The sequence below is a fragment of the Flavobacterium sp. C3NV genome (assembly GCF_046825355.2).
GTDB lineage: Bacteria > Bacteroidota > Bacteroidia > Flavobacteriales > Flavobacteriaceae > Flavobacterium.
The window spans coordinates 167,209-184,464 of record NZ_JBKQBJ020000010.1; the positions used below are offsets into that span (position 1 = coordinate 167,209).

Annotated in this window: 13 protein-coding genes and 1 tRNA gene; 7 read left to right on the forward strand and 7 right to left on the reverse strand. The window is 34.6% G+C overall.

The features are described from left to right. Window positions 1-57 precede the first annotated feature (57 nt). Complete coding sequence (pdxA, locus tag ACIDC4_RS15640; protein ID WP_412043481.1) at window positions 58-1,107, reverse strand: 4-hydroxythreonine-4-phosphate dehydrogenase PdxA; 1,050 nt, start codon at window positions 1,105-1,107, stop codon at window positions 58-60. A 57-nt stretch (window positions 1,108-1,164) separates the two neighbouring features. Between pdxA and ACIDC4_RS15645 the strand changes: the two genes are divergently transcribed. After that, window positions 1,165-1,755: a riboflavin synthase gene (locus ACIDC4_RS15645; protein ID WP_412043482.1), complete on the forward strand. Its 591-nt coding sequence runs from the start codon at window positions 1,165-1,167 to the stop codon at window positions 1,753-1,755. Window positions 1,756-1,789: 34 nt separating this feature from the next. Here ACIDC4_RS15645 and ACIDC4_RS15650 read toward each other — a convergent pair whose 3' ends face one another. The 5 genes from ACIDC4_RS15650 to ACIDC4_RS15670 form a co-directional block, all read right to left on the reverse strand. Beyond that, on the reverse strand, window positions 1,790-2,044 hold the full coding sequence (locus tag ACIDC4_RS15650; protein ID WP_412043483.1) for a hypothetical protein: 255 nt from the start codon (window positions 2,042-2,044) through the stop codon (window positions 1,790-1,792). A gap of 379 nt (window positions 2,045-2,423) precedes the next feature. Continuing rightward, window positions 2,424-2,497 (reverse strand) — tRNA-Ile (locus ACIDC4_RS15655). Between the two features lie 146 nt (window positions 2,498-2,643). Next, window positions 2,644-3,048: a methylmalonyl-CoA epimerase gene (mce, locus tag ACIDC4_RS15660; RefSeq protein WP_412043484.1), complete on the reverse strand. Its 405-nt coding sequence runs from the start codon at window positions 3,046-3,048 to the stop codon at window positions 2,644-2,646. Between the two features lie 11 nt (window positions 3,049-3,059). Further along, window positions 3,060-5,432: a hypothetical protein gene (locus ACIDC4_RS15665; protein ID WP_412043485.1), complete on the reverse strand. Its 2,373-nt coding sequence runs from the start codon at window positions 5,430-5,432 to the stop codon at window positions 3,060-3,062. Further along, the gene (locus tag ACIDC4_RS15670; protein WP_412043486.1) at window positions 5,392-6,396 is read right to left on the reverse strand and encodes a hypothetical protein; all 1,005 of its coding nucleotides are present in this window, start codon (window positions 6,394-6,396) and stop codon (window positions 5,392-5,394) included. The genes ACIDC4_RS15665 and ACIDC4_RS15670 overlap by 41 nt, the downstream gene beginning before the upstream one ends. A gap of 174 nt (window positions 6,397-6,570) precedes the next feature. On the opposite strand from ACIDC4_RS15670, the gene ACIDC4_RS15675 reads away from it, so the two are divergent. Then, on the forward strand, window positions 6,571-8,259 hold the full coding sequence (locus tag ACIDC4_RS15675) for an Ig-like domain-containing domain (protein WP_412043487.1): 1,689 nt from the start codon (window positions 6,571-6,573) through the stop codon (window positions 8,257-8,259). Here ACIDC4_RS15675 and ACIDC4_RS15680 read toward each other — a convergent pair. Beyond that, window positions 8,256-9,023, reverse strand: coding sequence for a nitrilase family protein (locus ACIDC4_RS15680; protein ID WP_412043488.1), 768 nt, complete (start codon window positions 9,021-9,023; stop codon window positions 8,256-8,258). The genes ACIDC4_RS15675 and ACIDC4_RS15680 overlap by 4 nt on opposite strands. 234 nt (window positions 9,024-9,257) lie before the next feature. Between ACIDC4_RS15680 and ACIDC4_RS15685 the strand changes: the two genes are divergently transcribed. The 5 genes from ACIDC4_RS15685 to ACIDC4_RS15705 all read left to right on the forward strand — a co-directional run bounded on the left by ACIDC4_RS15685 (window position 9,258) and on the right by ACIDC4_RS15705 (window position 17,255). Next, entirely contained in the window at window positions 9,258-12,413 is a 3,156-nt protein-coding gene (locus ACIDC4_RS15685) for a SusC/RagA family TonB-linked outer membrane protein (RefSeq protein WP_412043489.1), read from the forward strand. A 34-nt stretch (window positions 12,414-12,447) separates the two neighbouring features. Continuing rightward, window positions 12,448-13,977 carry a SusD/RagB family nutrient-binding outer membrane lipoprotein gene (locus ACIDC4_RS15690; protein ID WP_412043490.1) on the forward strand — a complete coding sequence of 510 codons (1,530 nt, stop codon included), beginning with the start codon at window positions 12,448-12,450 and terminating at the stop codon, window positions 13,975-13,977. Between the two features lie 220 nt (window positions 13,978-14,197). Continuing rightward, the gene (locus ACIDC4_RS15695) at window positions 14,198-15,517 is read left to right on the forward strand and encodes a GntP family permease (protein WP_412043491.1); all 1,320 of its coding nucleotides are present in this window, start codon (window positions 14,198-14,200) and stop codon (window positions 15,515-15,517) included. A 4-nt stretch (window positions 15,518-15,521) separates the two neighbouring features. Then, the gene (locus tag ACIDC4_RS15700) at window positions 15,522-15,989 is read left to right on the forward strand and encodes a RidA family protein (protein WP_041518541.1); all 468 of its coding nucleotides are present in this window, start codon (window positions 15,522-15,524) and stop codon (window positions 15,987-15,989) included. Window positions 15,990-16,226: 237 nt separating this feature from the next. Continuing rightward, on the forward strand, window positions 16,227-17,255 hold the full coding sequence (locus ACIDC4_RS15705; protein ID WP_412043492.1) for a PfkB family carbohydrate kinase: 1,029 nt from the start codon (window positions 16,227-16,229) through the stop codon (window positions 17,253-17,255). The last annotated feature ends 1 nt before the right edge of the window (window position 17,256 follow it).

Here is a 17,256-nt window from a genome sequence, read left to right on the forward strand (position 1 = left end):
GGGGTGCAAAGATATAAAATTATTATAAAACTAATAATCTTATTCACCTTTTTTTGTTTATAACTGTTTTTCTTTTATTTTAAGAGGTTTTTGAGTAATCTCTTCGTACTGATTTCTCGAATGAAAAATATCTATCGCAAGATAAACTGCCTCTTTGAATGAATTAAAATCTGCCATGTCTTTTCCAGCAATATCATACGCTGTACCGTGATCCGGCGATGTTCTGATCTTATTTAATCCTGCTGTATAATTAACTCCTTTTCCAAAAGACAATGTTTTAAAAGGTATCAATCCCTGATCATGATAAGTTGCTACAATGGCATCATATTTTTCATATTGACCACTTCCAAAAAATCCATCAGCAGAAAAAGGACCAAAAACCATAGTTCCGGCATCGAATATTTTCTTTAAAGCTGGTTTTAAAACCAAATCATCTTCTTTTCCTATTACACCACCATCACCCGCATGTGGATTTAATCCTAAAACAGCAATTTTTGGTCGTACAATACTAAAATCCTGAATTAGAGATTTTCTTATGGTTTCGATTTTTCTTGTAATTAACTCTTCTGTTAAGTGCGAAGAAACCTCACTTAAAGGAACATGATCTGTCAATAAACCAACTCTCAAATTATCCTGAACCATCATCATCAATGCATTTCCTTCTAATTCCTGATCTAAATAATCTGTATGTCCCGGAAATTTAAAATCTTCTGACTGAATATTATATTTATTAATGGGAGCCGTAACCAAAACATCAACTAAACCATCCTTTAAAGCCTTGGTCGCCGCAACAAATGATTTTATAGCGTACTCGCCAATTCTCTCATCGTTTGTCCCTAAATTGATATCCACTCCTTCTTTCCAAAGATTGAATACGTTTACTTTCCCAATAACAACCTGATCCAGTTTATCAACTCCATGAAACTGAACTGTAGAAGTAAAGCTCTTTTTTACAAAAGAAAGAATTTTGGCATTGGCAAAAATAACCGGCGTACACATTTCTAACATGCGAGAATCTTCGAATGTTTTTAATATAACTTCGCTTCCAATACCGTTTAAATCTCCAATTGAAATTCCAACAATTATATTTTCTGCTTTTTTATTCATGAGCTCAGGTTATTTATTACTAATTTTGATGTGCAAATTTAGTAAAATAAAACAACAATGTTTACAGGAATTATAGAAACCCTTGGAAGGATTCACGAAATAAAAAAAGACCAAAGCAATCTTCACGTAACAGTAGAAGCTTCAATTACAAATGAATTAAAAATAGATCAAAGCGTTTCGCATAACGGAATATGCCTGACAGTTGTCGCTATAAAAGACTCTTTTTATACCGTAACTGCTATTGAAGAAACAATTTCGAAAACAAATATTGGCAACTGGAAAGTGGGCGATATTGTAAATTTAGAGAGAGGAATGAAACTTGGCGACCGTCTTGACGGACATATCGTACAAGGTCACGTAGACCAAACAGGAACCTGCATTAAAATCGAAGAAGCAAATGGAAGCTGGAACTATACTTTTGAATACGATAAAAACCTCAGCAATATTACGATCGAAAAAGGATCAATAACCGTAAACGGAGTAAGCCTTACGGTTGTAAACTCTAAAACAAACGAATTTAGTGTTTCGATTATTCCGTACACTTACGAAAACACCAATTTTAAAAACTTTAAAGTTGGCACAAAAATAAATCTGGAATTTGATGTGGTCGGAAAGTACATTTCAAGACTTTATTCGATAAACAAATAAGCAAGAAATCATTTTTCACAAAAAAAGCTTCAATTTACATTGAAGCTTTTTTTATTTTATTTCTATATATAACCGTACTACCTAAAATTAAGCCTGCAACCAATAAAAGAATGATATTTTTATCAACTGACATCTCGACTGGATCCGGAAAAGGAATCGGTTCCCCGTCCTCAACGAATGCCGTCGCGTTAACATTTTGCGGGCTAGGAGGATGAACTTCCGCTTTAACACTTGATATCGAAACCAAAACAATAAAAAACAACAAAAAAACTATTCTTATTCGCTTCATAATTTTAACATGCTGCATTACAGCAAGGTAGATTGTTAAATTTATTAAAATTTAATATAATTCGCACAAAAACAGGGGCTTAGACGCAAATATTTGACAAAAGTATATGTTTTTTGCAAAAAAACAAGATTTAAAGCAAAAAACGGCCAAAAAAGGAGATAATACTTTTTATCGTAAGAATAGACCCAAAAAAAAGCAAATTATCCTTTAATTATTTATGTATTATTTTACAATTTAAAACCTCAACATTAATACATTTTACTTCCAAAAAACAGCTAATCAATTAACTGATAAAAGATTAAAGATTTTTCACACAAAACATTTATTTAAAAAACTCCAAAAAAAAATGCCCTTACATTTCTGTAAAGGCATTTTTATGTGGTCCCACCTGGGCTCGAACCAGGGACCACCTGATTATGAGTCAGGTGCTCTAACCAGCTGAGCTATAGGACCGGTTTGAGGATGCAATATTACTACTATTTTTAATTCACTCCAAATATTTTGGGATATGATTTGTAATTAATTTCAAATAATACTGAGTCTTTTCAGAACACAATTGATTTTCAACCTTTTATTTCACATCTTTAAATGACATTTTTTTATCTAATTTCCTGACAAAGCTCGACTAAAACCCCATTTGTGTTTTTTGGATGCAGAAAAACTACCAATTTATTGTCAGCACCTTTCTTCGGCACTTCATTTATCAATACAAAACCTTCGTTTTTTAATCTACTAATCTCTGCATGGATATCTTCGACATCAAAAGCGATGTGATGAATTCCTTCTCCTTTTTTTTCTAAAAACTTCGCAATTGGACTTTCCGGATTTGTCGCCATCAAAAGTTCAATTTTATTGGTTCCTGTTTGAAAAAAAGATGTCAAGACTCCTTCACTTTCGACTGCCTCTTCTTTGTAAGACGGAACGCCTAATAATTTTTCGAACAAAACATTAGCATCTTTCATGTTTTTTACTGCGATTCCGATATGTTCAATCTTATTTACCATCTTAAATACAATTACTGATTTATATATGTATTAAAATAACCGCATTCTGCAATTACATCCTGATAGTATTTTGTGTCTGAATACTCTTTTTTCAAAGTTTTAAAACTACTCCAGGCTATAAAATTAATTTTATCATCATTTGCATCCCACCAATTCTTGAGATCATTATATTTCTTATTATAATATTCGTTTCGTTCGCATTTTGCCAACATGTAGATACATTTTGCTTTTTGTTCTTTTGTTGTTGCAGCTTCAAATGCTTTTTGATAATACATCTTAGGAACATCGCAATTGGTAATCATTTTTTTCATCGAATCTCTAAATGAATACGGATTTGAACCATAACCTACAATACTGGTTTCATAAAAAGTTCTGCCGTTCCCAAAATGAGTGATATTATAGAATGCATTCCCCAACAATAAACTATTCGTATAAACATCTTCTTTCTGAGCCAGTTTATCCTGCATTGATTTTATGGTATTCAAAAATTCAAGCTGAGAATATTTCTTTTTTTGATAGGCTGCGTGATCACAATCATGACAATCTTTAATATTTCCGTTAAACGGATTTCCTAAAAAAGTATAATGCTGAACTGAATCTGTTTGCTGAATAAACGCAATTGCTTCAGGAATTTTATTATTGAATGTTGCCTGAACGGCCTGAAAATTATTAATATCTTTTAATTTCAGATAATAAATTCCAACTCCAATTTTCTCGATTTCGGTTTTATTTGGCTTAGCCAAAAATCCTTTCATATCTAACAAATTCTTTTCGTTATCATAAAAGGCATTTCCTCCGCCCCAATAGTATAAATTAGAATGAGAATCACCTCCAAACAATTCTACCATTACGGGATCTGCTTTTGCTCTGTATAATGTAGCCAGATAATTCTTGCTCCATTGCGCCGCATTTTGATAACGGAATTCCTGTCCTTTATATGTTTTAGGAAGTTCCTGATACAGCCAATTCAAATCGGCCAGGATTGTTTTTTCGTTTTTATCAGTGAGCTTATCTATTTTACTCATATTGTTTACAAAACGAAGTAATCGCAATTGGTAATTGGCCAATTCGGTTTTCGGCATTGTTTTTTCCGCTTTATTCAAATTATTATCTGCGGCAGTATAATCCCCTTTTAAGGTTTGCAGATATCCTAATGAAATATCCCATAAATATGGTTTTTCAGTATTTCCGGCGGTGGCAATTTTAGACACTAAGTCGAAAGCTTTAGCATTCATTTTAGCTTTATTTGCGTCTCTGTTTTCTGCAACTGTTTGCTTAACAACAGGCGAATTATAATCGTCAGCATTTGTTTTTACCTCAAACGAATTATTTATGGCTTGCTCCTGATTGTTCACCAATCTGGTTAGTAAAAAGTTCAAGTGTTCGCTTTTAGGATCTAATTCATAAATTTTTCCGATAGCCTGGGTTTCATCTTTATAATATCCGTGAATGGCCCAAAGTGCTGCTTTTTCTTTATTACTTTTGGCCATTGCTAAAGACTTGTTCCAATCGGCATCATTTTGCGGACGAAAGCTATAAGCAGTAACAACTCTCAATTCAGGGCATTTATCAAATACCTGAGCATATAAATAATTTGATGTTGAATATTTTTTCTGTTGATAATTTATTCCCGCCACATAAGACAGTGCGCGGTAATACAAGGTGTTTTTAGCGACAGAAGCTTCGGTTTTATTAAAAAACTCGATTGCTTTTTTCTTGTTGCTACTATAAAAATAAGCTTTCATGGTAAGAAACCAATACCTGTTTTTTAAGAACGAATCTGAAGTTGTATTGTAAACATTCTCTATGGATTGAATCATCTTGAGATCATTAAAAGTTTTTGCCACAACGGGATCGTAACTCCAATAATCACTATTTATCGAAACGGTTTCTATCTTTTGTGCCAAATACAAAAACTCGACAAAACTCTTCACCTTTGCATCTTTCAAATCCATCTTTTTACCCCATTTTAATGAAGTTGGATTTTCTTTTTTATTTTTAAAGAAAACATGAAGTTGTGTAATATCCGTCTTGTTCTGAGCTGTTTTTTTCTCAGAAGAATATCTTGTCGTTTCTTCGCCAATTAAAAAATAATTTACGGTCGTAGTATCGATTTTCCCTTTTAGGTAATTCGACCAATCTGATTTTATATTTTCATTGAAACGCGAGTTATGCTCAGTATCAAAACCAATTCCGTAAAAAATAGCACCTGATAAAAAAAGTGGCGAATATGATTTATCAGTAAATGTTTCAGGCGTAAAGTTTGAATTATAACCAAAGAAATCCCAGTCATCGCCACCTCCACACGCATGAATTATTCCGTAAACAGAAAGTAAAGCAGCACTAGAAACAAGAAATAACTTGCTTAAAAATATTCTTTTCATAATTTTTAATATTGAATTCGTCTAAATCGTAAAATATAATTTCTCTTGGGCGCTGAACTACATTGTCATCTAATTCTTCTGCCATTTCTTTTAAATCTTCTGAAGAAATTGCCTCTATTTTAAGCAAATCATTTTCTTCATAAAAAATTCCATTTTTATAATTTGATTTTTTTACTTTAAAAAAAAGAGCATCAACTTTTTCAAAATTAGCATCTTTTTTAAGTTCGTTTGCATTGATTTTCGAACGTAATCCTATCACTTTTTGATTCCTGATATGAACCGCCCACGAATAAATTGGCAAAGCAAAATCAAGATGCAGCGGATATTTTTTTAAACTCTTCAAATATTTCCCGGCGATTTTTTGGCTGTAAATAGAATTTTCAGCATCCGGTGCAATTGTTCCCATATTATAATACATCAAAACTCCGGAATCGACATTTGGAATTTTTGTCTTTTTAAAATATTTGACCTGATGCAAACGAATTGTTGCCGAAAGTTTTTTCTTCGAAAGTTTTTTAAATTGTTCTATAAATTTAAGATAATTGTCTTTACTTTTCAATGTCCAATCGCAATCGATTTGAATTTCCTGACAAGAAATTTTATTCTTAGTATTCATTTCTTCGACCAAGTGAACGGTCTTCTGAACCAGATCATCAATATTAAGATTAGGTAATGACATGACTTTGTTTTGAATAAAAACTACCGGAACAACATTAAAACTATTGATATTTTCCTGAAACCGGATGGGACTTATTGGAATTGGTTCTTTGGTTTCAGGATACAGACCTATATCAAAATAACGGATGTAAAGCTTAGTCACATTATTATCCGTCAAAACTTCCTTCTCAGTTTCGGATAATTTAAAGATCGTTTTCCAATAATAAAAAGCTACGACTGGCTTTTCATTTTTACCACAAGAAATCAGTAAAAGGAATACTAAACCAACGAAAAATCTTTTTGTCAAAACGAGGAAAAATTATATTTGAAATCAAAAGTAAGAAATTATATCGTGGCGATGATTTCAAATTCAAAAAAAATAGAGAAACAAGTGAAAGCTGCAAATCCTAATAAATGGATAAAAAATTTCAATTAAAGCAAATATAATCGTTATTTTGTGCAATCAAATTCAGAAAACATTATGTTGAAAAACAACTTCAGATATATTTCCTTTTTACTGGTATTTTTAATGTTGAGCTGCGCCAAACGAGGCAGCATTACCGGTGGATTAAAAGACACGCTTGCTCCGGTTTTAAAATATAGTTCTCCAAAAAATATGAGTACTAATTTTGAAGGAGACGAAATTATTTTAGGCTTTGATGAATATGTAAAGCTTAAAAACCTGAACAAGCAGCTTATTATTTCGCCGCCAATGAAACATGAGCCGTTGATTTTACCAACAACTGCAAGCAAAGTTATTACAATAAAAATAAAAGATACTTTACAACCTAATACAACTTACAGCTTTAACTTCGGGCAAAGTATTGCAGACAATAACGAAGGAAATGCCATCAATCAGTTTAAATATATTTTCTCTACAGGACCTTATATTGATTCGCTTTCTATTAGCGGACAAATTAAAGATGCGTACGAAAAAAACGTAGACAATTTTGTATCTGTAATGCTTTATGAAGTAAACGACACTTTTAAAGATTCTGTAATTTACAAACAAAGCCCACGATACATTACCAACACTTTAGACAGTTTAAGAACTTTTAAATTAGAAAATTTAAAGGCCGGAAAGTATTTATTGGTAGCACTAAAAGACAAGGGTGGAAATAACAGATACAATCCAAAAGATGATAAAATTGGATTCTTAAAACATTATATCACGGTACCAAATGACACTGTATTTGAGTTAGAATTATTTAAAGAAGTGCTTCCGCTAAAGGCATTCAAACCAATCCAGGCATCCGGAAACAGATTATATCTACCTTACGAAGGAAAACAGGATTTTAAAACTTCTAAACCAAAAATTGTTCTTAAACACGGTGATGAAGTTCTGGAAACTATAGTAACTGCTTTCCCTAAAAAAGATTCCCTGCAAGTTTGGTACAAACCATTGAAAGCAGATTCTTTGTCTATGGAAGTTAGCAGGGACACGTATAATAAACGTTTTTCGTTTAAAGTAAAAGACATAAAAAAAGATACTTTAAATATTAAGGCTGTACAAAATGGGGTTATAAATTTCAGGGATCGTTTTACCTTAGAATCTGCAACACCATTGGTTAAATTTGATAAATCAAAGATTAGATTAGTCAATAAAGATTCTGTAGCTGTAGACTTTACTACAGAATATGATGAATTCGAACAAAAATTATATGTCGACTTTAAAAAAGAACCGGTCGACAAATACAATGTCACCTTTTTTCCGGGTGCTTTGACTGATTTTTATGAAAAAACGAACGATACTCTGGCTTATAAATTAACCACAAAAGAACATGCAGATTACGGAAATCTTGTTTTGAATTTACGAAATGTAAAACGTTTCCCTATAATTGTTGAGATTACAAATAAAAAAGGAGATGTTGTTCTCGCAAGTGCGTACTCTGAAGGAAACACAAAAATCACTTTTGACTTACTGCAGCCCGAAGCATTTACATTGCGAATAACGTACGACGACAATAAAAACAAGAGGTATGACGCGGGAAGTTTCCTGAACAAAACTTATTCTGAAGAAGTATTTTATTATCAAAAAGAAGTTGATGTAAGAACAAATTGGGATGTAGATGAAACAATCGATTTAAGCATACCATATAATCCTGAAGTCGAGAAAAAACAAATTGATAAAAAGAAAAAAGAAGACGCCAAAAAGAGGACGGCATTCTAGATTTTAATTTCGAAAATATCTTTATCACTTAAGAAATCGAGTTTTTTTCGGGTTTCTACCATGGCTTTTTTGTCTAATTCAACGATAAAAACAGCTTCGGTTTCTTGAGGTTCTAAAATAAAATCCCCTAAAAAATCAACGACTTGCGAATGCCCTACGTGTTCGTAATTGTTGGCATCCAGCCCTACCCTGTTTACGCCCACTACATAACTTAAATTTTCGATTGCTCTTGCTTTTAGCAAAGTGTCCCAGGCGTTGGTACGCACTTTTGGCCAATTGGCAACATATAAAAGCAAGTCATAGTTTTCGACATTTCGGGCAAAAACAGGAAACCTTAAGTCGTAACAAACCTGCAGACAAATCTTCCAATCCAGATAATCTATAATTACTTTCTCTTTTCCGCTGGTGTAAAATTTATCTTCTCCGGCAAGCGAAAACAAATGTCGCTTGTTATAATACTGAATTTCTCCTGACGGAAAAACAAACAGCATTCTGTTATAATACTTTTCATTTTCGACAATAATCAAACTTCCCGTAATGGCGAAGTTTTTTTGTTTTGCCAAAGATTGAAGCCATAATACGGTTTCACCCTGCATAGTTTCAGCAACTTCGGGAGCATTCATGCTAAATCCCGTTGAAAACATTTCTGGAAGAACTACCAAATTAACCTCAGAATCGATCTGATTTATTTTCGATTCAAAGCTTTTTCTGTTTTTAGAAGCATCTTCCCAATAAAGATCTGATTGTATAAGTGCGATTTTCATATTTCAAAAATACGAATTTTAAGATTAAAATTAATTTCTGCAAAAAAAGCATTATCTGCAAAATTTTCTCAAAACACCTCGCGAAATCACACATCTTTTGGATATTAAAAATGCTTCGCGAAAAAATATTGCAAAAAATATGCGCTTTGTGCAAAAAATATGCAAATGTGAAAAATAAATTTTTATATTTGATCGCCAATAAAAACCAAAAAGAAACATGAAAACCAAAGAATTATGAAAACAAAGCTAATTTCATTAGTGTTTATTGGGGGGATGATCTTCTCAGCAAATGCAAAAGAGGCTGCAATTAAAAAGCACCTTTTTGAACAAAAAAGCAATCAGACAGAAATTTCAGGCCAGATAGTTGGTCAGGATGACGGAATGCCAATTGCCGGAGCAACGATTTATGCAAAAGGCAATAATAAAATAGCAACCATAACTGACGAAACCGGAAAATTCAAACTAAATGTTCCGGAAAACGAAACTCACATCATCGTTACTTACATGGGTTATGCCTCTTTAGAATATAAATTAGACAATAAACAAGATTTAGTTATAAGCTTAAAACCAGCCGAAAATGTTTTAGATCAGGTTTTGGTTACGGCATTAGGAGTTAAAAAAAGCAGCAAATCTGTTGCATATGCAGTTACGGAATTAAAAGGAACCGAATTTACAAAAGCGAAAGAAACCAATATCGCCAATGCATTAGTCGGTAAAATTGCCGGTGTCAACGTGAGCAGCACCGCAACTGGCCCTAACGGTTCGAGCAGGGTTGTAATAAGAGGTAACGGATCATTAAACGGAAATAACCAGCCGATGTATGTGGTCAACGATTTACCAATTGACAATACTCAACTGAACTTACCGGGAATTGGAAACGGGCCTGGATCTACCAGAATAAATGTTGACCGAGGTGACGGAACATCTGTTATCAATGCTGATGATATTAAAACCATCACTGTTTTGAAAGGTGGAACGGCCGCTGCATTATACGGAGCAAATGCCGCGAATGGTGTTATTTTGATTCAGACCAAAAGAGGATCTGCTCAAAAAGGAATTGGAGTAGATTATAATACTTCATTTACTTTCGAAACGCCTTCAATCATACCTGATTGGCAATATGAATATGGTTCTGGAGCAGGCGGTAAAAAACCAACAACGCAAGCTGAAGCTATTGCAGACGGGCGCTGGTCGTGGGGAGCCAAAATGGACGGAACGAATGTTATTCAGTTTGACGGAGTTGCAAGACCTTATGTAGCGCAAAAAAATAACATCAAAAACTTTTACGAAACTGGAACTACATTCATTAACTCTTTGGCTTTATCAGGAGGAAACGAAAAAGCTACAGGACGTCTTTCTTTTTCGAACATGGACAATCAGGGTGTGGTACCAAATTCTGATTTTAATCGAAAAAGCATTAACATCGCGAGTAACGTAAACCTGACAAATTGGTTAAAGTTTGATGTTGTAGCACAATACAATTTAGAGAAATCAAATAACAGAGTTACCGTTTCTGATGCTGAAGCAAATCCAAACTGGGGAACGTATATGATTGCTAATACGGTTGACATTAGAAATCTTGCTCCCGGATATGATGCAAATGGCGTAGAAGAAGCATGGAATCCTGTTGCGGTGGCTACAAACCCTTATTTTGTAGTAAACAAGATTAAAAACAATGATACCAAAAATCGCTTTATCGGAATGTTGAATGTAAAATTGAACTTTACACCAGAATTATTCCTTCAGGGTAGAATTGGTCAGGATTTTACGGATTATGAATTCTTTGGATACATCCCAAAAACAACTTTAAACAATCCTATTGGTTATGCTCAGGGTTCAAGAATGAAAATATCAAACCTGAATTCAGAAGCTATTTTGAATTATACGAAGAAAAACATCTATAATAATTTCTCTTTAAATGCTTTAATTGGGGTTAACTCCCGTACCAACTTAAGAGACGAAACCAGAGTTGAAGGTTCCGGGTTTGTACTGGATGATTTTTATGCTTTAAGCAATTTATCGACGCTAACTTATAGCTATCCATACGGGAAAACCAAAACAAATTCGGTTTATGGTGCTGCAGATTTTGATTATAAAAATATCGTGTTTTTGAACATTACAGGCCGTCAGGATTGGTTTTCTACACTTTCAAAAGAAAACAATACTGTATTTTATCCTTCTGTTGGAACAAGTATAATAGTTTCAGACATTATAAAAATGCCGGATTTTATTTCATTTGCAAAACTAAGAACTTCATGGGCTCAGGTTGGTGGTGCAACACCGGATCCTTACGCGTTAAACCAATCGTATTCGATGATTCAGGGCGGACACAATGGTCAGCAATTGCAAGGACCAACAAGTTCTAGAGTTCCTAATGCAACTTTAAGTCCGTTGACTTCTACAACATTTGAGATTGGAACCGATTTAGGATTTTTCAACAATCGCTTAAATTTAGATTTTGCTTACTACAACCGCGCCACAACAAATGATATTGTCGAAACTACCATTTCAAACGCTTCAGGATCGAGCACCGCTTTATTAAATCTTGGAAAAATGAGAAATAAAGGGGTTGAAGTTTTATTGAGTGGAAAAATCATCAATTCTGAAAATTTCTCCTGGGATGCAAGTTTCAACGGATCATACAACCAAAACACAGTTGAAGCACTTACAGATCAGCTGAACTCTATTACAATGGCAACATCTGTAAACGGATATGTAACCATAACAAGTGATGTTGGCCGCCCTTACAGCATTATAAAAGGATACAAACCTCGCGTAGATGCCAACGGAAATACAGTTTACAACGTAAGCGGTGGTTCTGCCACTATTGCACAAGGTCCGCTTGAAGAGTTAGGTCAGGGAGTTCATCCTTGGGCAGCGGGAATTAGCAATGAATTCAAATACAAAAATATCTCTTTCAGCTTTTTGATTGATGGTAAATTTGGAGGAAGCTTATATTCCGGAACTGACTTGTACGGAACTCGTATGGGATTGACAAAACTAACGCTTGAAGGCCGCGAAAATGGCTTACCAATAAAAGGTGTTGATACCAACGGAAATCCTGTTGATATGGTTATTGCTCCTGAAAACCTAAGAACGTATTACGACGGTTTAAGAAACATTTCATCAACATTTGTTTACGATGCAAGTTTTGTAAAACTAAGACAAATAATCTTGGGGTATGATTTACCAATTCAAAAGATAAAAGGATTATCAAAACTTCAGGGAGCTTCTGTTTCATTTATTGCCAGAAACTTATTCATTCTTTATAAGAAAACACCAAACGTAGATCCGGAATCTGTATTTAGTGCAGGAAATGCTCAGGGTGTAGAACAATTTGGAGTGCCAAAAACCAGAAGTTTCGGTTTAAGTTTAAATGTTAAATTTTAAACTCACTTAGTTGCTAATTTTTAAATTAAAAGACATGAAAAAGTTAACCATATTATATATCGCAGGAATACTTTTAGGAAGTATGGCATCCTGTACTGATGATTTTGAAGAAATCAATACCAACCCGAATTCTGTTGATAAACCAAACCCTAATTTTGTTTTTAGTAAAGCACAGCTTGACGGTTTAAACAACAATTATTTTTTTACTAATATTCTAGAATGTGGCGGAATGATCCAACACTATGCGACTTACAAAGAAGCATCGGGCGTGGGAGATAAATATTTAAGTAATGAAGTTTACTTTTCGGCTTATTACAATCAATTGTATCCAAATGCTTTAAATGAAACTGAAATTGTAATTAATGCTTTAAAAGCAAATCCAAATGACAGCAACCGATTAAATATTGCCAGAATCTGGAAGGCGTATTTGTATCACCGTGCTACAGATTTGTATGGCGATATTCCGTACTCAGATGCTGCAAAAGCAATTAGTACACAAGTTTTTCTTCCAAAATATGATACACAGGAATTCATATACAAAGATTTACTAAAAGAATTAGATGAAGCTGCAATAGCATTAGATCCTGCGAAACCAAGTTTTGGCAAAGCCGATTTTATTTATGATGGCGATGTTGCAAAATGGAAAAAATTCTCTTATTCTCTAATGCTTCGTTTAGGATTGAGATTAAGCAAAGTTGATCCTGCCCTATCAAAAACCTGGGTAACCAAAGCGATTGCCGGAGGAGTAATTTTAAATACTGCTGACAATGCGATTATGAAATACACAGACGGACCAAATGATTTCAACAGAAATCCGGTTGGTTTCGATGCCAGAAGACAAGATTTTACAGCAGGATCATACGGTCAAAAAAATGTTGAAGGCGGAAAATTAGCCCAAACCTTTATCGATTTATTAAAAAATACTGCCGATCCAAGAATTAGTGTTTATGCTGGAGTTTGGCAGGGAACTGTTCAAAACACCACTCTTGCAGCTCAAAAAGGTTTTCCTAACGGAACTAAAATTGCGCCAACGCCTGCTGAACAAGCCACTTATTCTGAACCTAATCAAAGTACTATTCTTAAATATGATGCTCCGCTTGTACTTTTAAGCAATGCCGAAACGAATCTTTATTTAGCAGAAGCTGCCGCAAGAGGATGGTACACTAATGAGACTGATAAAGATTTATACGAAAAAGGAGTTAAAGCGTCTTTCTTAAATATGGGGATTTACGGTATAAGTTATGCGATCACAGATGCAACCGCTTATTTAACGCTAAATCCATATAATGCGGCAGGATCATTTGAAGAAAAAATGAACCAGATTCATACTCAAATTTACGTAGCGTTATTTGTAGATGAGCAGGAAGTTTATGCCAACTGGAGAAGAACAGGATATCCTGTTTTAGTTCCTGTAAACTTTCCGGGTAACGTTACAAACGGCACAATTCCAAGACGTTTGAAATATTCCACCAGCGAATATTCAGTGAATTCAGCTAACTTAGCAGAAGCAGTTAAACGCCAGGGAGAAGATAGTTTTACAACCAGAATGTGGTGGGATAAATAATAATTAAGAGTTAAGATGTGCCTTTAGGCACTAAATACTGGTAGAAAACATGAATCAGAATATCCAGCGTGCTGTAGGTACGCAATAATTAACATTTTGTTCCGTACCTACGGCACGCCCACGAATCTCAAACCTGTTTTTTCTACCAACCTTTAGTGTCTAACGGCACAAGTCAAAAACCACCAACCGTTAACTGGGATAAATAAAATACAAAAGATAAATGAGCATTTTAATTCTTACGGCATGCATTGCGTTTTTAATCATTCAGATAGCCTGGCTTAAAATAAATCCTTTTATTGCCTTTATCATAACAGCTTTATTAGCAGGTCTGTTTTTAGGTTTGCCAATAGAAACTTTGTCTCAAACGGTTCAAAAAGGTTTGGGCGAAATGTTAGGATCTATCACTTTGATTATTGTTTTCGGGACCTGTATTGGTAAACTTACCGTTTCGTCAGGTGCCGCCAATGTCATTGCCAAAACAGTTATGGGATGGACGGGCAAAAAATACGTTCGCCTTGGCTTAATGATTACCGGATTTATTGTTGGGATACCGCTATTTTACAGTGTTGGATTTGTTTTGTTAGTTCCATTAATCTTCTCAGTAGCCCATCAATTTAAGCTTTCAAAAGTATATCTGGGAATCCCAATGCTGGCGTCGCTTTCAGTAGCACACGGTTTTTTGCCTCCACATCCGTCTCCTATGGCTTTGAGCAGTATTTTAAATGCTGATATCGGACTTGTTTTAGTCTACGGAATCATCATTGCGATTCCAACCATTTTTATTGCGGGTTTGTTATTTTCTAATTTATTAAAGAACATCAAAACCGAATCGGATCATGAAATATTGAATGTTGAAGAAGTCGTCAACGAAGGAAAAAAACCTAGTTTCTCGCTGAGTTTATTCTCCGCCTTATTTCCCGTTTTCGGATTAACGTTGACATCCTTATTACCCATGATTTCTAAAAATGAAACTCTGGTCAATATCTGCAAAACGGTTGGAGAACCAAGTATGATTATGCTGATTTCTTTATTGATTTGTACCTACACGTTAGGAATCAGAATGAACAGAAGCATCACATCGGTAATGGATGATTATGCCGTTGCGATAAAAGATGTCGCTCTTATTGTTCTCATTGTTGGTGGAGCCGGAGGTTTAAAAGAAGTGATGATCGTAAGCGGCGTAAACGAAACTATCGTAGCTACTTTAACACAAATAAACATTCATCCGTATTTATTGGCCTGGATGATGGCGGCAATCATACGCGTTTGTGTGGGTTCTGCTACAGCAGCCGGATTAATGACTGCGAGCGTTTTATTACCTTTACTACAAACCACCGGACTCGACCCTAACTTACTGGTTTTATCCGTAGGAGCCGGAAGTTTAATGTGTTCACACGTCAACGATCCAAGCTTTTGGATGTTCAAAGAATATTTTAATATCAGCCTGAAAGACACGTTCAAATCATGGACCGTCATGGAATCTCTAGTATCTGTTTTAGGAATCATTTTCGTTTTTATTTTAAACTCTATAATACATTAATATCATGAATTTATTACCACAAGAAAAATTTGAAACATTAGGCTTATCCTTACCGCCGGCACCACAACCGTTAGGTATTTATAAACCATATTTAGTTGATGGTAAATATTTATACCTTTCAGGTCACGGGCCTGTTAATGACGACAAATCCCTGATCATTGGCAGAATTGGTGATGACATGGATATCGAAGAAGGAAAATTAGCAGCAAGACAAGTCGGCTTAACAATGCTTTCTACAATTGTAACTAATTTTGGAAGCCTGAATAAAGTAAAACGAGTTATAAAAGTTTTAGGAATGGTCAATTGCAATGGCGATTTCCTAAGACATCCGTATGTAATAAACGGATGTAGTGAATTATTCGCCGAAGTTTGGGGACAAGAAAACGGAATTGGCGTAAGAAGCGCCGTAGGAATGGGATCTTTACCAGATAATATTCCTGTTGAAGTTGAAGCTGTTTTCGAATTATATTAGATTAAAGAATTTAGCCCACGGGTTTGACGGATTTAAACAGGTTTACACAGATTTTTTTTTCGCCGCGAATTTCACGAATTTTCACTAATTCGATGTGTGAAAATAATTCGTGCTAATTCGTGAAATTCGTGGCAAACTAAACACAACGTATATAAATCATTTCAATCTGTGAATCCCGATAGCTACCGGGAGTGGCAAAAAAGGAACCCATATAATCTGTGGCAAAAAACAAAAAATATGAATACAACACCACAAACTAGAATTGCAACTTTCGGAGAATTATTACTCCGGATGAATGTTGCAGATGGAAACCGATTTACGCAGGCCAATGAAATAAAAATACACGTTGGTGGTGCCGAAGCAAATGTTTGTGTTTTACTTTCTCAACTCGGCATTCAAACCGATTATATTACCCGATTACCCAAAAATGATTTGGCGCAATTAGCCTTAAACGAACTTCAGAAATATAAAGTAAATACCTCAAAATGTGTTTATGGCGGAGAACGTTTGGGATTGTATTTTGTCGAAGCCGGAAATCAAATCAGGCAATCGCAGGTTATTTATGACCGTAGCAATTCTTCGTTTGCAACCATTCAAAAAGATCAGATTAATTGGGATTTGGCTTTCGCCGATGTTACGCATTTTCACTGGTCCGGAATAAGCCCGGGAGTTTCTGAAGAAGCAGGTTTAGCTTGTAAAGAAGGAATTCTCGCAGCGCATAAAAAAGGAATTCCGATTTCTTCTGATTTTAACTTTCGATCAAAATTATGGCAATACGGAAAACATCCTTCTGAAATTATGTCCGATTTGCTTCAATACAGCACAATCACCGTTGCTGATCTTGATGCTATTGAAATTTATTTCGGAATCAAAACAGATCAAAACGAATCCGATGAAAATCGTTTTCAGAAAACGTTCGAATTAGTAAAAGTAAAAGTGCCTTTTCTAAAAACACTAGCAATGAGTTTTAGAAAATCAGACGGACCGGCACATTTATACAAAGGATTACTGATTCATGAAGGTAATTTCTACCAAACACAAGAACACAAAATACATGTTGTAACGGATCAAATTGGTTCCGGAGATGCCTTCAATGCCGGATTATTATACGGATTATCGAATAAATTATCGGGACAAGAATGCATCGAATGGGCAACGGCTTGTGGCGTAATCAAACAAAGTATTCACGGAGATTTTGCTATAACAAATCTCGACGAAATAAGTCATTTTATCAAAAACGGCTCAAGTAATAGAATTAATAGATAAA

Bases quoted from the DNA above. Each gene is read 5' to 3' on its own strand.
- pdxA (WP_412043481.1), bottom strand. From the start codon at position 1,107: ATGAATAAAAAAGCAGAAAATATAATTGTTGGAATTTCAATTGGAGAT.
- ACIDC4_RS15645 (WP_412043482.1), top strand. From the start codon at position 1,165: ATGTTTACAGGAATTATAGAAACCCTTGGAAGGATTCACGAAATAAAA.
- ACIDC4_RS15650 (WP_412043483.1), bottom strand. From the start codon at position 2,044: ATGAAGCGAATAAGAATAGTTTTTTTGTTGTTTTTTATTGTTTTGGTT.
- mce (WP_412043484.1), bottom strand. From the start codon at position 3,048: ATGGTAAATAAGATTGAACATATCGGAATCGCAGTAAAAAACATGAAA.
- ACIDC4_RS15665 (WP_412043485.1), bottom strand. From the start codon at position 5,432: ATGAAAAGAATATTTTTAAGCAAGTTATTTCTTGTTTCTAGTGCTGCT.
- ACIDC4_RS15675 (WP_412043487.1), top strand. From the start codon at position 6,571: ATGTTGAAAAACAACTTCAGATATATTTCCTTTTTACTGGTATTTTTA.
- ACIDC4_RS15680 (WP_412043488.1), bottom strand. From the start codon at position 9,023: ATGAAAATCGCACTTATACAATCAGATCTTTATTGGGAAGATGCTTCT.
- ACIDC4_RS15685 (WP_412043489.1), top strand. From the start codon at position 9,258: ATGAAAACAAAGCTAATTTCATTAGTGTTTATTGGGGGGATGATCTTC.
- ACIDC4_RS15690 (WP_412043490.1), top strand. From the start codon at position 12,448: ATGAAAAAGTTAACCATATTATATATCGCAGGAATACTTTTAGGAAGT.
- ACIDC4_RS15695 (WP_412043491.1), top strand. From the start codon at position 14,198: ATGAGCATTTTAATTCTTACGGCATGCATTGCGTTTTTAATCATTCAG.
- ACIDC4_RS15700 (WP_041518541.1), top strand. From the start codon at position 15,522: ATGAATTTATTACCACAAGAAAAATTTGAAACATTAGGCTTATCCTTA.
- ACIDC4_RS15705 (WP_412043492.1), top strand. From the start codon at position 16,227: ATGAATACAACACCACAAACTAGAATTGCAACTTTCGGAGAATTATTA.